Below are 15,654 nucleotides of genomic sequence, written 5' to 3'. Positions count from 1 at the left end.
GCCCGGGCTGCGCCCGGGCGCATTCCCTATGGTGGGGACATGAGCATCGACGCCGACCGCCCCTGGGTACGCAGCTACGCGGACGGGGTGTCGGCGGACATCCCGCCCGTCCAGGGATCGCTCGTCGACATGGTCGAGCGCAGCATCCAGCGTCACTCCAGGGCCGTCGCCCTCGAGTTCTTCGGCCGCGAGACGACCTACCGGGAGCTCGGCGACCGGATCAGCCGCGCCGCGGAGGGCCTCCGCAAGCTCGGGGTCCGGAAGGGCGACCGCGTCGCGCTCGTGCTGCCGAACTGCCCGCAGCACGTGATCGCGTTCTACGCCGTGCTGCGGCTCGGCGCAATCGTCGTGGAGCACAACCCGCTCTACACGCCGCGGGAGCTCCGCCACCAGTTCGAGGACCACGGCGCGCGCGTCGTCATCGCCTGGAACACGGTCGTCGGCACCATCCAGGACATGCCGCGGGACGTGCCGGTGGACACCATCGTCTCGGTCGACCTTCCCGCCGCGATGCCGCTCGCCATGCGCCTGAAGCTCCGCCTCCCGGTGCCGGCCGCCCGCCGTGCGCGCGCCGCGATCACCGCGCCGGTGAAGGACACCGTCACGTGGGAGCAGCTCGTCGACCACCGCCGCGTCGCATCCTCCCGCCCGCGCCCCGCCCTCGACGACACGGCGATCCTCCAGTACACGAGCGGTACGACCGCGAGCCCGAAGGGCGCGATCCTCACGCACCGCAACCTGCACGCCAACGCCATGCAGGGCCGCGCCTGGGTGCCGGGCCTCGCGGACGGCGGCGAGACGGTCTACGGCGTGCTGCCCATGTTCCACGCGTACGGCCTCACGCTCTGCCTCACGTTCGCGATGGCCATCGGCGCCCGGCTCGTGCTGTTCCCGAAGTTCGACGTGGACCTCGTGCTCGCCGCCGCGCGGAAGCACCCGCCCACGTTCCTGCCGGCGGTGCCGCCCATCTACGAGCGCCTCGCGCGCGGGGCGAAGGAGAAGGGCGTCGACCTCACGGGCGTCCGCTTCGCGATCTCCGGCGCGATGAACCTGCCCGTCGCCACGGTCGAGCTCTGGGAGGGCCTCACCGGCGGCTACCTCGTGGAGGGCTACGGGCTCACGGAGACGTCGCCCGTCGCCCTCGGCAACCCCATCGGCCCGTCCCGGCGCCCCGGCACGGTCGGCGTGCCGTTCCCGAGCACCGAGGTGCGCGTCGTGGACCCCGAGGACCCGACGGTCGACCGCGCCCCCGGCGAGGAGGGCGAGCTGCTGATCCGCGGCCCGCAGGTCTTCCAGGGCTACTGGCGCCGCCCGGACGAGTCGCGCGCCGCGCTCCTCGACGGCGGCTGGTTCCGCACCGGGGACATCGTGCGCGTCGACGCCGACGGCTTCACGACCATCGTCGACCGGATGAAGGAGCTCATCATCACGGGCGGCTTCAACGTGTCGCCGAGCGAGGTCGAGGACGTCGTGCGCGGCGCCCCGGGCGTCCAGTCCGTCGCGGTCGTGGGCATGCCGTCCTCCGACGGCGGCGAGGACGTCACCGCCGCGGTGGTCATGGACGCGGGTCGCACCCTCGACGAGGCCGCCGTGCGCGCGTACTGCCGCGCGCACCTCACCGCGTACAAGGTCCCGCGCCGCGTCGTGCAGGTCGACGCGCTGCCGACGTCGCTCATCGGCAAGGTGCTCCGCCGCCAGGTGCGCGAGGAGCTGCAGCGCGAAGGCTGACCGCCGCCTGGCAGCTGGGCGGCCAGCGCCTGCCCGCGGCCTGCGCGGTCCTACGGTGGAGGGGCACGTTTCGTGCACCAACCATCGAAGGAGCGCAATGACTCGAGGCATCGCCGTCGTCACCGGAGGATCCGCCGGACTGGGACGGGCCACCGTCCGGGAGCTCGCGGACCGCGGCTGGGACGTCGCCGTCCTCGCGCGAGGCGAGGACGGGCTCGCGGGCGCCGTCGCCGACATCGAGGCGCGCGGACGCCGCGGCCTCGGCATCTCCACCGACGTCGCCGACCGCCTGGCCGTCGAGGCCGCCGCCGACCGCGTCGAGGACGAGCTCGGCCCCATCGACCTCTGGGTCAACGACGCCATGGTCGGCGTCTTCGGCGAGTTCCTCACCACCGACCCGGCCGACTTCGAGCGGGCCACGGCGGTCAACTACTTCGGCTTCGTCAACGGCACGCGCGCCGCGCTGTCCCGCATGGTGCCGCGCGACCGCGGCCACGTGATCCAGGTCGGCTCGGCGCTCGCGCACCGCGGGATCCCGCTGCAGGCCGCGTACTGCGCCGCCAAGCACGCCGTGCAGGGCTTCACGGAGTCGGTGACGACCGAGCTGATCCACAACAAGAGCCAGGTGCGCATCTCCACGGTCGACATGCCCGCGCTCAACACGATCCAGTTCAACTGGGTCAAGTCGCAGCTGCCGCACCACCCGCAGCCCGTGCCGCCGATCTTCGAGCCCGAGGTGGGCGCGCAGGCCATCGCCGCGGTCGCCGAGAAGCCGAAGCGGCGCAACTGGGTCGGCGAGCCCACCGTCATGACCGTGCTCGGCAACCGCTTCGTCGCGAACTGGCTCGACGGCTACCTCGCGAAGACCGGCTACTCCGGCCAGCAGGCGGAGGACAAGACGCAGCCGATGCTGACGACGAACCTCTACACGCCGACCGCCGGCGACCACGGCGCGCGCGGCATCTTCAGCGACCGGGCGCGCATGACGAGCCCGCAGGTCTGGATCGTCCGCAACCGCGCGAAGGCCGTGGCGATCGGCGCGGGCGCCCTGCTCTCGGGCGTCGTCGCCGGCACCGCCGCGCTCCGCCGCCGATAGCCTCGACGCATGGGTGACATCGACGCGATCGTGGTCGGCTCGGGGCCGAACGGGCTGGCCGCGGCCGTGACGATGGCCCGGGCGGGCCTCCGGGTCGAGGTGCACGAGCGGGCCGACACGATCGGCGGCGGGAGCCGCACGGCGGAGCTCACGCTCCCCGGCTTCCACCACGACATCTGCTCCGCCGTGCACCCCATGGCCCTCGCGTCGGGGTTCTTCCGGGCGTTCCAGCTCGACCGGCGCATCGACCTCGTCGTGCCGGAGATCTCCTACGGGCACCCGCTCGACGGCGGCGTCTCGGGCATCGCCTACCGCGACATCGACCGCACGGCCGACGCGCTCGGCGTCGACGGGCGCGCGTGGCGGCAGCTCATGGGGCCGCTCGCGGAGACCGCGGACCGCGTCGCCCAGTTCACGAACGGCCCGCTCCTCCAGGTGCCGCGGCATCCGCCGACCGCCATCCGCCTCGGCCTCCGCGCGCTCGAGCAGGGCTCGCCCGCCTGGAACGCGCGCTTCCGCGGCGACGTCGCGCCCGCGATGTTCACGGGCGTCGCGGCCCACGCGATCCAGACCATGCCGAGCGTCTCGACGGCCGCCGCCGCGCTCTCCCTCGGCGCCTACGCCCACGCCCGCGGCTGGCCGGTGCCGATCGGCGGCAGCCAGTCGATCGTCGACGCGATGGTGGACGACCTCCGTGCCCACGGAGGCGAGGTCGTCACGGGATCCGAGGTGCGCACGCTCCGCGAGCTGCCCGCCGCCCGCGCCGTGCTGCTCGACACCAGCGCCCGGGCCCTCTCGCGCATCGCGAGCGACCGCCTGCCCGCGCGCTACCTCCGCGCCCTCCGCCGCTTCCGCTACGGCAACGCGGCCTCCAAGGTCGACTTCGCGCTCTCCGGCCCGGTGCCGTGGACGGATCCCGAGCTGCGCCGCGCGGGCACGCTGCACGTCGGCGGCACGCGCGCCGAGATCCAGCGCGCCGAGCGCGATGTGGCCGCGGGACGGCACAGCGACGACCCGTACGTGCTCGTCGCGCAGCCCTCGATCGACGACCCCGGCCGCGCCCCCGAGGGCAAGCACGTGCTCTGGGCGTACACGCACGTACCCGCGGGATCCACGGTCGACCAGACCGAGGCCATCACCCGGCAGATCGAGCGCTTCGCCCCGGGCTTCCGCGACCTGATCCTCGCCTCCTCGAGCATCGACGCCGTCGGCATGGAGGAGCACGACCCCAACTACATCGGCGGCGACATCGCCGCGGGTGCCGCGAGCGTCTGGCAGCTGCTGGCGCGGCCGGTGCTCTCGCCGGATCCGTGGCGCACCCCGGCCGCGGGCGTCTACCTCGCGTCGAGCTCCGCCACGCCCGGCCCGGGCGTGCACGGCATGGCCGGGTACCAGGCCGCTCGGAGCGCGCTGCGTCACGAGTTCGGGATCGAGCGCGGGCCGGACCTGTCGCTGTAGCAGGGCGGCTCGCGGGCGTCGAGCCCCCGGCCGTGGTTACCGGAGCCTGAGCGCGCGGGGCAGACTGGATCCATGTCCGTCACCCGCCGCCGCATGCAGTGCTCGCCCGCCGACGTCGCCGAGGTGGTGTCCGACGGCTGGCTCTTCCCCGCGTGGGTCGTCGGCGCCTCGCGGATGCGCGCGGTCGACGACGCCTGGCCGGCCGTCGGCGCGAAGCTGCACCACTCCTTCGGCTCCTGGCCCGTCCTCATCGACGACGCCACCACGATCCTCGAGTGGGACGCCCCGCGCCGGATGGTCATGCAGCCGAAGGGCTGGCCGATCGGCGAGGCCCGCGTCACGATCGAGGTGCGCACGCTGCCGGACGGCTGCGAGGTGCGCATGACCGAGGAGGCCGTGCGCGGACCCGGCCGCCTCGTCCCCGCGCCGCTCATGGACCTGATGCTGCACGCCCGCAACGTGGAGACGCTCCGCCGCCTCGCCTACCTCGCCGAGGGGCGGCACGCCGGGCGCCGGTGACCCCGTGACCGCCGCGCCGCCGACGCACCGCGGCGCCACCCTCCCGACCCCGGGAACGTCGCGGGCCGCGCGAGCCCCGCGGCCTAGGGTGGGACGCGTGAGCACCCCCACCGACCGGCCCTGGCTGGCCAGCTACGCGCCCGACGTCCCGCACGAGATCGACCTGCCGCAGGGGTCGCTCGTCGACATCGTGGACCAGTCGGTGCTCCGCTTCCCCGGCGGCACGGCGCTCGACTTCCTCGGCGCCGAGACGAGCTACGCCCAGCTCGGCGACCTCATCGCGCGGGCGGCCCAGGGCCTGCACGACCAGGGCGTGCGGGCGGGCGACCCCGTCGCGATCGTGCTGCCGAACTGCCCGCAGCACGTGGTCGCGTTCTACGCCGTGCTCCGCCTCGGCGCCGTGGTGGTGGAGCACAACCCGCTCTACACGCCGCGCGAGCTCCAGCACCAGTTCGAGGACCACCGCGCGCGCACGGTCATCGCCTGGGACAGGTCGGTCGCGACGATCCAGGCGCTGCCGGACGGCGTGCGGCCCGAGCGGATCGTCTCCGTCGACGTGACGCGCGCCATGCCGCGGCGCACGCGGCTGCTCCTCCGCCTGCCCGTCCCGAAGGCCCGCGCCGCGCGCGCCGCCATCGCCGCGAAGGTGAGCGGCACGACGCCGTGGGAGCGCATCGCCGCCGCCGCGCCCCTGCCCGTCGACCACCCGCGGCCCGCCGCCGACGACCTCGCGGTCATCCAGTACACGAGCGGCACGACCGGTGCGCCCAAGGGCGCCGAGCTCACGCACCTCAACCTCAGCGCGAACGCCGCGCAGTCGCGTGCGTGGGTGCCCACGGTGCCGCGCGGCACGAGCGTCGTCTACGCCGTGCTGCCGATGTTCCACGCGTACGGCCTCACGCTCTGCCTGACCTTCGCGATGAGCATGGGATCCCGCCTCGTGCTCTTCCCGCGCTTCGAGCCCGACCTCGTGCTGCAGGCGATCCGCCGCCACCCGCCGACGTTCCTCCCCGCCGTGCCGCCCATCTACGCGAAGCTCCGCCAGGCCGCCGAGGACGCCGGGGTGCCGCTCGCGGGCATCTCGATCTCGATCTCGGGCGCGATGGCGCTGCCCGAGTCCGTCGTCGTGCCGTGGGAGGAGCAGACGGGCGGCTGGCTCGTCGAGGGCTACGGCCTGTCGGAGTGCTCCCCCGTGCTGATGGCGAACCCCGTCGGCGACACGCGTCGCGCCGGGACCGTCGGGCTGCCGCTGCCGAACACCGAGGTGCGCGTCGTGGATCCGGACGACCCGTCGGTCGACCGGCCCGCGGGCGAGGCCGGCGAGCTGCTCGTGCGGGGCCCCCAGGTGTTCCGGGGGTACCACGGCCGGCAGGAGGAGACGGCGTCCGTGCTGCTCGAGGGCGGCTGGTTCCGCACGGGCGACGTGGTGACGATCGACGGGGACGGCTTCGTCCGCATCGCCGACCGGATCAAGGAGCTCATCATCACCGGCGGCTTCAACGTCTCGCCGTCCGAGGTGGAGGACGCCGTGCGCGAGCTCGCCGGGGTGCGGGACGCGGCCGTCGTCGGGATCCCCCGCGACGGCGGCGACGAGGAGGTCGTCGCGGCCGTCGTGCTCGAGGAGGGCGCGACGCTCGACGAGCAGGCCGCCCGCGCCGAGCTCCGCGGGCACCTGACGCCGTACAAGGTGCCGCGGCGGATCGTCGTGCTCGACGAGCTGCCCACCAGCCTGCTGGGGAAGGTGCTGCGCCGGGAGGTGCGCGAGGGGATCGTGGCGCGGGGCTAGTCCGGGCGACGCGCGCGTTCGTCGCGTCGCGACCGGCCGGCTCCGGGGAGCGTCTCCGAGCGCGCCGCCTCGCCTCCCGTCGCGTCGCTAGAAGAAGTCGCCCCCGCCGAAGTCGGCACCGCCGCCGAAGTCGCCGCCCCCGCCGAAGTCCCCGCCCCCGAAGTCGCCGCTGCCGAAGTCGCCGGCACCCGCGTCACCGGCACCCGCGTCACCGGCACCCGCGTCGGGCGCGCCGGCGTCGGTCGCCCCGGCGTCCGCTGATCCCGCGTCGCCGCTCCCGTCCGCGGCACCGGCGTCGCCCGCCCCGTCGGCTCCGTCGGGCCCCGCCTGGTCGTGTCCGACCGCGTCCGGGATCAGCGCCTGGGCGATGGCCGAGCCGACCACGACGCCGGCGATGGTGCCGAGCATCGATCCGGCGATCATGCCGCCCATGCCCATGCCCGCGCCGCCTCCCCCGGCGAGCCCGCCGCGCGGACCCAGCGTGCGCTCGAGCGTGCCCGGCGCGCGCATCTCCGAGCGGGTCGCCGAGCGCGCGAGCGACTCGGGACGGTCGTCCGTGGGCGCGTCGCCCTCGGCGGCGTCCGAGCTGAGCTGGCGGAAGAGGATCTCGCGCTGCTCCGGGGTCAGCTTCCGGAACGCCTCGAGGTGCACCTCCTCGATGCGCTCGGGCGGCGCCGTGCGGAGGAGGTAGCGGTAGCGCTCGACCGCGACCTCGTCGGCGCTGCGCTCACGCGGGGCTGACGCGGGTCCGCGCCGGTCGTCGGGCTGCTCGTCGCGGCCCAGGAGCCTGTCCAGGAATCCCATGGTGGTGCCTCTCGCAGAGGGCCGGATCGGCGCGGGTCGCCGACCGCATCAGCCGCCGCCACCGTATTCCTCCCGCCGGGGAGACCCGTGGGAGGCACGTGGGGATCGGGTCAGCGCTCCCCGCGGCCGCCCTGCACGCGACGGCGGACGGCGCGCCCGACGAGGAGGAGCAGCAGGATCCCGAGCACCGCGTACACGGCGTAGTCGAGGTACTGCGCGTACCGGTCGATCAGCTCGTACTGGCTGCCGAGCGCGGCGCCGAGGCCGATGAGCGCCCCGTTCCAGAGCCCGCTGCCGGCGATCGTGTAGAAGCTGAACGTGCCGAGGTGCATGCCCGCCGCGCCCGCGGGGAGCGAGATGAGGCTGCGGACCCCGGGCACGAGCCGCCCGAAGAACACCGCCGAGCGCCCGTGCCGGTGGAACCAGGCGGCGGCGACCTCGAAGTCGTGGCGCTCCACGAGCGGCAGCCTCGAGAGGACGCGGATGGTGCGCTCCTCGCCCGCCTTCCGGCCCAGCGCGTAGAGCAGGAGGGCGCCGAGGTACGCGCCCAGGGTGCTGGCGATGATCACCAGGACGATGTTCATCCGCCCCGTCGCGGCCACGAAGCCCGCGAGCGGGAGCACGACCTCGCTCGGGATGGGCGGGAACACCGTCTCGACGAAGGTCATCGCGCCGACGCCGACCTCGCCGAGCGCCTCGATGACGCGGGCGGCGGCGCCCACGAGCCCGTCGAGGCCCTGGAGCGGGTCCTCCCCCGTCGCGGCGGGGCGGATCCCGGACATCGTCGTCGTCGGCAGGAGGGTCGGCGGCAGGAGAGCGGTCACCCGTCCACGGTACCGGCCGCCATGTGGCCGGGGTCCGCGGGCGGGCGGCGGCGCCCCCGGGCGGCTGGCGGGACGCGCCCGGGCACCCGGGGCGGGGGCGCGCCGCGGGGGCGTCCCGTACCGTGGACGGGTGCCGTCCCCGATCCGAATCCCCCGGTCCCTCCGCACCTCCGTCTCCCTCCTCGCCGTCGCGGGCGTCGTCGCCGGCCTCGGCGCCTGCACGTCCGAGGCCGATCCGCCCGAGGTGCAGCGCCCGGTGACGGCGACCCCGGACGCCGCCCTCACGGTGGTCGGCGACGCCGACGACTCCGGCGCGTCGGTCGCGATGAGCGGCAGCCTCTTCCGCTCCGCGCCCGTGGCCGTGCTGGCGCCGGCCGGCGACGTGGCCGCGCAGGCGCTCGGCGCCGAGGCGGCCGTCGCCCTGGGCGCCCCGCTCCTCGTGGACGGCGCGGGCGCGGTGCCCGAGATCGAGCGCCTCGGATCCGCCGACGTGCTCGCCGTGGGCGGCGTCGGCGAGGCCGCCACCGAGGGCCTGCCGGAGTCCACCACCGTCGTACGGGCGGATCACGCCGCGGACGTCGCGCGCCTCACCGGGGCCGCCGCCGAGGCCGCTCCCGCCGGGGACGACCCGGCCGCCGCGGTCGCGCAGGCGGCCGCCCTCACGGCCCCCGCCGACGGGGACGGCGAGCCCGCCTCCTCCGCGGATCCCGACGCCGGCCTCCCCCGCACGGCACCCGCCGCCGCCCTCGACGGCGCGCACGCCCTCGCGACCGACGCCGCGTCCTCGCTCGCCGCCGTCGCCACGGCCCGCGCAGCCGGGGTCGGCGTCACGGTGCTGCCCGCGGCCTCGCCGGATCCGCGCTCCTCCGCCGACGCGATCACCGCCCTGCACGACGCCCAGGCCGCGCACACGCTCGCGATCGGCGCCGCGTACGCCGACGACGCGTCGCTCGAGGGCCGGATCCGCACCGCCGCCACGGGCGACCAGCTGCCGGGCGGCGGCCAGCTCGTCTTCCCGGACAAGCGGTACGTCGCGCTGTACGGGGCGGCCGGCACGGGCGCGCTCGGGGTCCTCGGCGAGCAGGGCCCGGCCGACGCCGTGACGCGCGCGAAGGCCCAGGCCGCCGAGTACCAGCCCCTCTCCGACGAGCCCGTGATCCCCATGTTCGAGCTCATCGCCACCGTCGCGGCGGGGTCCGCGGGACCGGACGGCGACTACTCCTCCGAGGTCCCGGTCGAGACGCTGCAGCCGTGGCTGGACGCGGCGCGCGAGGCCGGCGTCTACGTGGTGATCGACCTGCAGCCCGGCCGCACCGACTTCCTCACCCAGGCCAAGCGCTACGAGTCCGTGCTCGCGCAGCCCGGCGTCGGCCTCGCGCTCGACCCCGAGTGGCGGCTCGGCCCGGACCAGGTGCCGCTGAAGCAGATCGGCAGCGTCTCCGCCGCCGAGGTGGACGCGACCACCGACTGGCTGGCCGGGCTCGTGCGCGACCGCGGCCTGCCGCAGAAGATGCTCGTGCTGCACCAGTTCCGGCTGAGCATGATCACCGACCGGGCGTCGCTCGACACGTCCCACCCGGAGCTCGCCATGCTCATCCACGCCGACGGCCAGGGCGGCCAGCCCGACAAGCAGGCCACCTGGCGCGCCCTGCACGCCGACGCGCCCGCCGGGGTGCGCTGGGGCTGGAAGGACTTCATCGACGAGGACGAGCCGATGCTCACGCCCGAGCAGACGATGCGGGACGTGTCGCCCGTGCCCGACCTGGTCACCTACCAGTAGGGCGGACGTGGCCGGCGGTGCCGACGGCCGGCCGCGCCCGACGGGTCGGCCCTGCCGACGCATCGGCCCGGCCGACGGGTCGGCCCGGCCGACGGGTCAGGACTCGGTGACGACGCCCGCGTCCACGTGCCAGTGCCGGTCGAGGCGCACGGCGTCGAGCATCCGCCGGTCGTGCGTGACCAGCAGGAGCGTGCCCTCGTAGGAGTCGAGCGCCTGCTCGAGCTGCTCGATGGCGGGCAGGTCGAGGTGGTTCGTCGGCTCGTCGAGCACGAGCAGGTTGACCCCGCGCGCCTGCAGGAGCGCGAGCCCCGCGCGCGTGCGCTCGCCCGGCGACAGGCCGTCGACGGGCCGGGTGACGTGGTCGGCGCGCAGCCCGAACTTCGCGAGCAGCGTGCGGACCTCGGCGGGCGACATGTCCGGCACCTGCTCGGCGAACGACTCCGCGAGGGGCAGCTCGCCCCGCAGCGACTGGCGGGCCTGGTCGATCTCGCCCACCTGCACGCTGCGACCGGGCGACGCGTCGCCGGCGTCGGGCGCGATGCGGCCGAGGACCAGGCCGAGGAGCGTGGACTTGCCGGCGCCGTTCGGGCCGGTGATCCCGATCCGGTCGCCGCCGTCGACCTGCAGCGAGACGGGGCCGAGCGTGAAGGACCCGCGCGTGACGACGGCCTCGCGGAGCGTCGCGACCACGGCGCTCGACCGGGGCGCGGAGCCGATGGTGAAGGCGAGCTCCCACTCCTTGCGCGGCTCCTCGACCTCCTCGAGGCGCGCGATGCGGCTCTCCATCTGGCGGACCTTCTGACCCTGCTTCTCGCTCGACTCGGCCGAGGCCTTGCGACGGATCTTGTCGTTGTCGGGCGCCTTCCGCATCGCGTTGCGGACGCCCTGCGACGACCACTCGCGCTGCGTGCGGGCGCGGGCGACCAGGTCGGCCTTGGTGTCGGCGAACTGCTCGTACGCCTCGCGCGCGTGGCGGCGGGCGACCTGGCGCTCCTCGAGGAACGCGTCGTAGCCGCCGTCGTAGACGCGCACGCTGTCCTGCGCGAGGTCGAGCTCGACGACGGTCGTGACGCAGCGCGCGAGGAACTCGCGGTCGTGCGAGACGAGCACGACGCCGCCGCGGAGGCCGCGCACGAAGGTCTCCAGGCGCGCGAGACCGTCGAGGTCGAGGTCGTTGGTGGGCTCGTCGAGGAGCACGACGTCGAAGCGGCTGAGGAGGAGCGCGGCGAGGGCGACGCGCGCCGCCTGTCCGCCGGAGAGGCCCGCGGTGGGGAGCGCGGGATCGAGGTCGAGGCCGAGCTCCGCGAGCGTGACGGGGAGGCGCTCGTCGAGGTCGGCCGCGCCGCTCGCCATCCAGCGGTCGAGCGCGGTGCCGTACGCGTCGTCGGCGCCGGGCAGGCCCTCGCCGAGCGCCACCGCCGTGCGGTCGAGCTCCGCCGAGGCCTCGGCGCAGCCCGTGCGGCGGGCGACGTAGCCGGCCACGGTCTCCCCCGGGATCCGCTCGTGCTCCTGCGGCAGCCAGCCGATGAACGCGTCGGCGGGCGAGAGCAGCACGCGGCCGTCCTGCGGCGCGTCGACGCCGGCGAGGAGCCGGAGCAGCGTGCTCTTGCCGGCGCCGTTCGCGCCGACGAGGCCCACGACGTCCCCGGGCGCGACCGTGAGGTCGAGCCCGGAGAACAGCGTGCGGTGCCCGTGGCCTCCGGCGAGGCCCCGGGCGACGAGGGTGGCGGTCACGAGGCCTGCGCGCGCTCCAGCACGAGCTCGCGGACGCGGGCCGCGTCCGCCTGGCCGCGCATGGCCTTCATCACGGCGCCGATGACGGCCCCGGCGGCCTGCACCTTGCCGTCGCGGATCTTGGCGAGCACGTCGGGCTGCGCCTGCAGCGCCTCGTCGATGGCCTGGATGAGCGGGCCGTCGTCGGACACGACCGCGAGGCCGCGGGCGTCCACGACCTCCTGGGCCGTGCCCTCGCCGTCGATGACGCCCTCGATCACGTCGCGCGCGAGGCGGTTCGTGAGCGTGCCGGCCTCCACGAGCTCGACGACGGACGCGACCTGCTCCGGCGTGATGAGCGTCGCCGCGTCCACCCCGCGCGCGTTGGCGATGCGGGCGATCTCGCCCGTCCACCACTTGCGCGCGGCCTGGGGCGCGGCGCCGGCCTCGACCGTCCCGACGAGCTCGGTGAGCAGCCCGGAGTTCACGACGTCCTGGAACTCGAGGTCGGTGAAGCCCCACTCGGCCTTGAGCCGGCGGCGGCGGATCGCGGGCGCCTCGGGCAGGGCGGCCCGCAGCTCCTCGATCAGCTCGGCGCTCGGCTGCACGGGCAGCAGGTCGGGCTCCGGGAAGTAGCGGTAGTCGTCGGCGTCGCTCTTCGGGCGGCCGGCCGACGTGCGGCCGGTGTCCTCGTGCCAGTGCCGCGTCTCCTGCGTGATGGTGCCGCCGGCCGCGAGGATCGCCGCCTGCCGCTGGATCTCGTAGCGGATGGCGCGCTCGACGCTGCGGAGCGAGTTGACGTTCTTCGTCTCCGTGCGGGTGCCGAGCTTGCCGGATCCGCGCGGGCTCAGCGAGATGTTCGCGTCGCAGCGGAGGTTGCCGCGCTCCATCTTCGCGTCGGAGATGCCGAGCGCCACGACGATGTCGCGGATGGTCGACACGTACGCCTTCGCGAGCTCGGGCGCCTCGCCCTCCGCGCCGTAGATGATGTCCGTGACGATCTCCACGAGCGGCACGCCCGCGCGGTTGTAGTCGACCAGCGAGTGGTCGGCGCCCTGGATGCGGCCCGTCGCGCCGCCCACGTGCGTGAGCTTCCCGGCGTCCTCCTCCATGTGCGCGCGCTCGATGGGCACCGTGACGATGCGGCCGTCGGGCATCTCGACCTCGACGGAGCCACGGTAGGCGATGGGCTCGTCGAACTGGCTGATCTGGTAGTTCTTCGCGAGGTCCGGGTAGAAGTAGTTCTTCCGGGCGAAGCGCGAGCTCTCCGCGATCGAGCAGCCGAGCGCGAGCCCGAGGCTGATCGAGTGCTTCACGGCCTGCTCGTTCACCACGGGCAGCGAGCCCGGGAGACCCAGGTCGACCGGCGTGATGTTGGTGTTGGGCTCGCCGCCGAAGAAGTTCGGGGCGTCGGAGAACATCTTCGTGCGCGTGTTCAGCTCCACGTGCACCTCGAACCCGAGCACGGGCTCGAACATCTCGATGGCCTTGTCGTAGTCCATCAGCTCGGCCTTGGCCATCAGTGCGTGTCTCCGTCCGTGGTGCGGCGCGCGGCGCGCGCGAGCTCGGGTGCCTGGGCGAGCAGGGGCCCGCCCCACTGCCGCTCGAGGATCTGCTCGAGCGCGGCGCCGACCGTGTAGAGGCGCGCGTCCTCGCGGGCGGGCGCCATGAACTGGATCCCGACGGGCAGGCCGTCCTCGGGCGCGAGCCCGATGGGGAGGCCGATGCCGGGGACGCCCGCGAGGTTCGCGGGGATCGTCGTGAGGTCGTTGAGGTACATCGCCAGCGGGTCATCGAGCTTCTCGCCGAGCGTGAACGCCGTGGTGGGCGCCGACGGGGTGACCAGCACGTCGACCTGCTGGAACGCGGCGTCGAAGTCGCGCTGGATGAGCGTGCGGACCCGCTGCGCGCTCCCGTAGTAGGCGTCGTAGTAGCCGGCGCTCAGGGCGTAGGTGCCGAGGATGATGCGGCGCTTGACCTCGGGGCCGAAGCCGGCCTCGCGGGTGGCCGCCATGACGTCCTCGACGGTGCCGCCGCCGGGCGGGTTCACGCGGAGACCGAAGCGCACCGAGTCGAACTTCGCGAGGTTGCTCGACGCCTCCGCGGGGAGGATCAGGTAGTACGCGGCGATGGCGTGCTCGAAGTTCGGGGCGGACACCTCGACGATCTCGGCGCCGGCCTCCTCGAGGAGCGCGAGCGCCTCGCGGAAGCGCTGCGTGACGCCGGCCTGGAAGCCCTCGCCGTCGAGCTGCTCCACGACGCCGACGCGGACGCCCTTCAGGGCGCCCTCGCGCTGCCCGGCGCGGGCGGCATCCGCGAAGGACGGCCACGCGTCCGTGAGCGACGTGGAGTCCCGCGGGTCGTGCCCGCCGATGACGTCGTGCACGAGCGCCGAGTCGAGCACCGTGCGGGAGACGGGGCCGACCTGGTCGAGGCTGGAGGCGAGCGCGATGGCGCCGTAGCGGCTCACGCCGCCGTAGGTGGGCTTGACGCCGACGGATCCGGTGACGGCGGCCGGCTGGCGGATGGACCCGCCGGTGTCGGAGCCGAGCGCGACGGGCGCCTCGAACGCGGCGACCGCGGCCGCGGATCCGCCGCCCGACCCGCCGGGGATCCGGTCGAGGTCCCACGGGTTGTGCGTGGCGCCGAACGCGGAGTGCTCGGTGGAGGAGCCCATCGCGAACTCGTCCATGTTGGTCTTGCCGAGCGGCACGAGGCCCGCGGCGCGGAGGCGCTGGACGACGGTGGCGTCGTAGGGCGGCGTCCAGCCCTCGAGCATGCGCGAGCCCGCGGTGGAGGGCATGTCGATGGTGCAGAGCACGTCCTTGATGGCGATGGGCACGCCCGCGAGCGGCCCGAGCGCGGCGCCCTCGGCGCGCTGCGCGTCGATCTCGGCGGCGCGCCCGAGCGCGCGCTCCCCGGAGACGTGGAGGAACGCGTGGACGTCGCCGTCGACGTGGTCGATGCGGTCGAGGTGCGCGCGCACCGCGTCGACGCTGGAGACGTCGCCGGACGCGAGGCGGTCGGCGAGGGCGGACGCGCTGAGGCGCGTGAGGTCGTCGGTCATGGTGCTCCTACTGCTCTTCGCCGAGGATCGCGGACACCTTGAAGCGGGATCCGTCGTGCTCGGGCGCGCCCTGGAGGGCCTGCTCCGTGGTCAGGGTCACGCCCGGGACGTCGGGGCGGTACACGTTGACCAGCGGGATCGGGTGGCTGGTGGCGGGCACGTCGGGACCCGCGACCGCGGTCACCTTCGCGACCGACTCGACGATGAGGCCGAGCTCGGTGGTGAGCGTGTCGATCTCCTCGTCGCTCAGGCGGATGCGCGCGAGGCCGGCGAGGTGCTGCACCTGCTCCCGGCTGATCTGCTCCGCGGGGGTCGACGCCCGGGGGGTCTCCACCCCGCCGGTCGCGTCGTCGGGCTCGGGCCGGGTGTCGGACATGCGTCTCCAAAGGACTGTGTGCAGGGGTACCGGGAGATTCTATTAGCGTGACCCCCATGCCCACCGCAGCCCGGATCCCGTCCGCCCGTCGATCCGCTGCCCGCCGCGCCGCCGTCGCGGCCTCCGCCGTCGCGCTCGCCCTCGTGCCCCTCGCCGGCTGCGCGCCCGTCAGCGACGTGCGCGGCAACTGGCACCTGGTCGACGCCCGCGACTCCGGCGGGCAGCTCGCGATCGGCGACGCGCTCATCACCATGCGGGTGGGCGGCGGCGAGGTCAGCGGGCGCGGCCCGTGCAACGACTACTCCGGCCCGATCCGCGACCAGGGCGAGGGGATGCTCGCCGCCGTCACGCCGGGGGCGCTCCCCTGCGAGGACGACGGCGTGGAGGCGGAGTACCTCCGCGACCTCGCGGAGGTCACCTCCTGGCGCGTGGACGACGGCCACCTCGTCGCGTCCGGCGACGACGGCGTGCGGCTCGAGTACGCCGAGCGCAGCCGGGGCTGA

General features: G+C 75.0%; 13 protein-coding genes. 7 read left to right on the top strand and 6 right to left on the bottom strand.

Annotation, left to right across the window (positions count from 1 at the left end):
• Nucleotides 1–39: 39 nt before the first annotated feature.
• From FGG90_RS03105 to FGG90_RS03085, 5 genes are all read left to right on the top strand, one after another.
• Nucleotides 40–1,728, top strand: a complete 1,689-nt coding sequence (locus FGG90_RS03105; RefSeq protein WP_094130577.1) for a long-chain-fatty-acid--CoA ligase — start codon at nt 40–42, stop codon at nt 1,726–1,728.
• A gap of 97 nt (nt 1,729–1,825) precedes the next feature.
• A complete protein-coding gene (locus FGG90_RS03100; protein WP_094130579.1) occupies nt 1,826–2,824 on the top strand; it encodes an SDR family oxidoreductase in 999 nt (332 codons plus the stop codon).
• 9 nt (nt 2,825–2,833) lie between these two features.
• Complete coding sequence (locus FGG90_RS03095; protein ID WP_094130581.1) at nt 2,834–4,282, top strand: phytoene desaturase family protein; 1,449 nt, start codon at nt 2,834–2,836, stop codon at nt 4,280–4,282.
• 72 nt (nt 4,283–4,354) lie between these two features.
• Complete coding sequence (locus FGG90_RS03090; RefSeq protein WP_094130583.1) at nt 4,355–4,801, top strand: SRPBCC family protein; 447 nt, start codon at nt 4,355–4,357, stop codon at nt 4,799–4,801.
• Between the two features lie 97 nt (nt 4,802–4,898).
• Entirely contained in the window at nt 4,899–6,587 is a 1,689-nt protein-coding gene (locus tag FGG90_RS03085; protein WP_094130585.1) for a long-chain-fatty-acid--CoA ligase, read from the top strand.
• A gap of 87 nt (nt 6,588–6,674) precedes the next feature.
• Here FGG90_RS03085 and FGG90_RS03080 read toward each other — a convergent pair whose 3' ends face one another.
• Entirely contained in the window at nt 6,675–7,391 is a 717-nt protein-coding gene (locus tag FGG90_RS03080) for a hypothetical protein (RefSeq protein ID WP_094130587.1), read from the bottom strand.
• 110 nt (nt 7,392–7,501) lie between these two features.
• Nucleotides 7,502–8,173, bottom strand: coding sequence for a DedA family protein (locus tag FGG90_RS03075; protein WP_094131510.1), 672 nt, complete (start codon nt 8,171–8,173; stop codon nt 7,502–7,504).
• 172 nt (nt 8,174–8,345) lie between these two features.
• On the opposite strand from FGG90_RS03075, the gene FGG90_RS16120 reads away from it, so the two are divergent.
• A complete protein-coding gene (locus FGG90_RS16120; protein ID WP_094130589.1) occupies nt 8,346–9,995 on the top strand; it encodes a hypothetical protein in 1,650 nt (549 codons plus the stop codon).
• A 96-nt stretch (nt 9,996–10,091) separates the two neighbouring features.
• On the opposite strand, the gene FGG90_RS03065 is transcribed toward FGG90_RS16120, so the two are convergent.
• Genes FGG90_RS03065 through gatC form a run of 4 tightly spaced genes read right to left on the bottom strand, consistent with a single transcriptional unit; the run spans nt 10,092 to nt 15,151 of the window.
• Nucleotides 10,092–11,729 carry an ABC-F family ATP-binding cassette domain-containing protein gene (locus FGG90_RS03065; RefSeq protein WP_094130591.1) on the bottom strand — a complete coding sequence of 546 codons (1,638 nt, stop codon included), beginning with the start codon at nt 11,727–11,729 and terminating at the stop codon, nt 10,092–10,094.
• Nucleotides 11,726–13,228: an Asp-tRNA(Asn)/Glu-tRNA(Gln) amidotransferase subunit GatB gene (gene gatB, locus FGG90_RS03060; RefSeq protein WP_094130593.1), complete on the bottom strand. Its 1,503-nt coding sequence runs from the start codon at nt 13,226–13,228 to the stop codon at nt 11,726–11,728. The genes FGG90_RS03065 and gatB overlap by 4 nt, the downstream gene beginning before the upstream one ends.
• Complete coding sequence (gatA, locus tag FGG90_RS03055) at nt 13,228–14,775, bottom strand: Asp-tRNA(Asn)/Glu-tRNA(Gln) amidotransferase subunit GatA (protein WP_094130595.1); 1,548 nt, start codon at nt 14,773–14,775, stop codon at nt 13,228–13,230. The genes gatB and gatA overlap by 1 nt, the downstream gene beginning before the upstream one ends.
• A gap of 7 nt (nt 14,776–14,782) precedes the next feature.
• On the bottom strand, nt 14,783–15,151 hold the full coding sequence (gatC, locus tag FGG90_RS03050) for an Asp-tRNA(Asn)/Glu-tRNA(Gln) amidotransferase subunit GatC (RefSeq protein WP_094130597.1): 369 nt from the start codon (nt 15,149–15,151) through the stop codon (nt 14,783–14,785).
• 56 nt (nt 15,152–15,207) lie between these two features.
• Between gatC and FGG90_RS03045 the strand changes: the two genes are divergently transcribed.
• A complete protein-coding gene (locus FGG90_RS03045) occupies nt 15,208–15,654 on the top strand; it encodes an META domain-containing protein (RefSeq protein WP_237583507.1) in 447 nt (148 codons plus the stop codon).

Source organism: Clavibacter michiganensis subsp. tessellarius, assembly GCF_021922985.1.
GTDB classification, from domain to species: Bacteria; Actinomycetota; Actinomycetes; order Actinomycetales; family Microbacteriaceae; genus Clavibacter; species Clavibacter tessellarius.
This window is presented reverse-complemented; position numbering and strand designations above follow the sequence as displayed.

Excerpts from the sequence above, each read along its gene's own strand:
- gatA (WP_094130595.1), bottom strand. The coding sequence starts at position 14,775 with ATGACCGACGACCTCACGCGCCTCAGCGCGTCCGCCCTCGCCGACCGC.
- FGG90_RS03090 (WP_094130583.1), top strand. The coding sequence starts at position 4,355 with ATGTCCGTCACCCGCCGCCGCATGCAGTGCTCGCCCGCCGACGTCGCC.
- FGG90_RS03105 (WP_094130577.1), top strand. The coding sequence starts at position 40 with ATGAGCATCGACGCCGACCGCCCCTGGGTACGCAGCTACGCGGACGGG.
- FGG90_RS03045 (WP_237583507.1), top strand. The coding sequence starts at position 15,208 with ATGCCCACCGCAGCCCGGATCCCGTCCGCCCGTCGATCCGCTGCCCGC.
- gatC (WP_094130597.1), bottom strand. The coding sequence starts at position 15,151 with ATGTCCGACACCCGGCCCGAGCCCGACGACGCGACCGGCGGGGTGGAG.
- FGG90_RS03100 (WP_094130579.1), top strand. The coding sequence starts at position 1,826 with ATGACTCGAGGCATCGCCGTCGTCACCGGAGGATCCGCCGGACTGGGA.
- gatB (WP_094130593.1), bottom strand. The coding sequence starts at position 13,228 with ATGGCCAAGGCCGAGCTGATGGACTACGACAAGGCCATCGAGATGTTC.
- FGG90_RS03095 (WP_094130581.1), top strand. The coding sequence starts at position 2,834 with ATGGGTGACATCGACGCGATCGTGGTCGGCTCGGGGCCGAACGGGCTG.
- FGG90_RS03080 (WP_094130587.1), bottom strand. The coding sequence starts at position 7,391 with ATGGGATTCCTGGACAGGCTCCTGGGCCGCGACGAGCAGCCCGACGAC.
- FGG90_RS03075 (WP_094131510.1), bottom strand. The coding sequence starts at position 8,173 with ATGTCCGGGATCCGCCCCGCCGCGACGGGGGAGGACCCGCTCCAGGGC.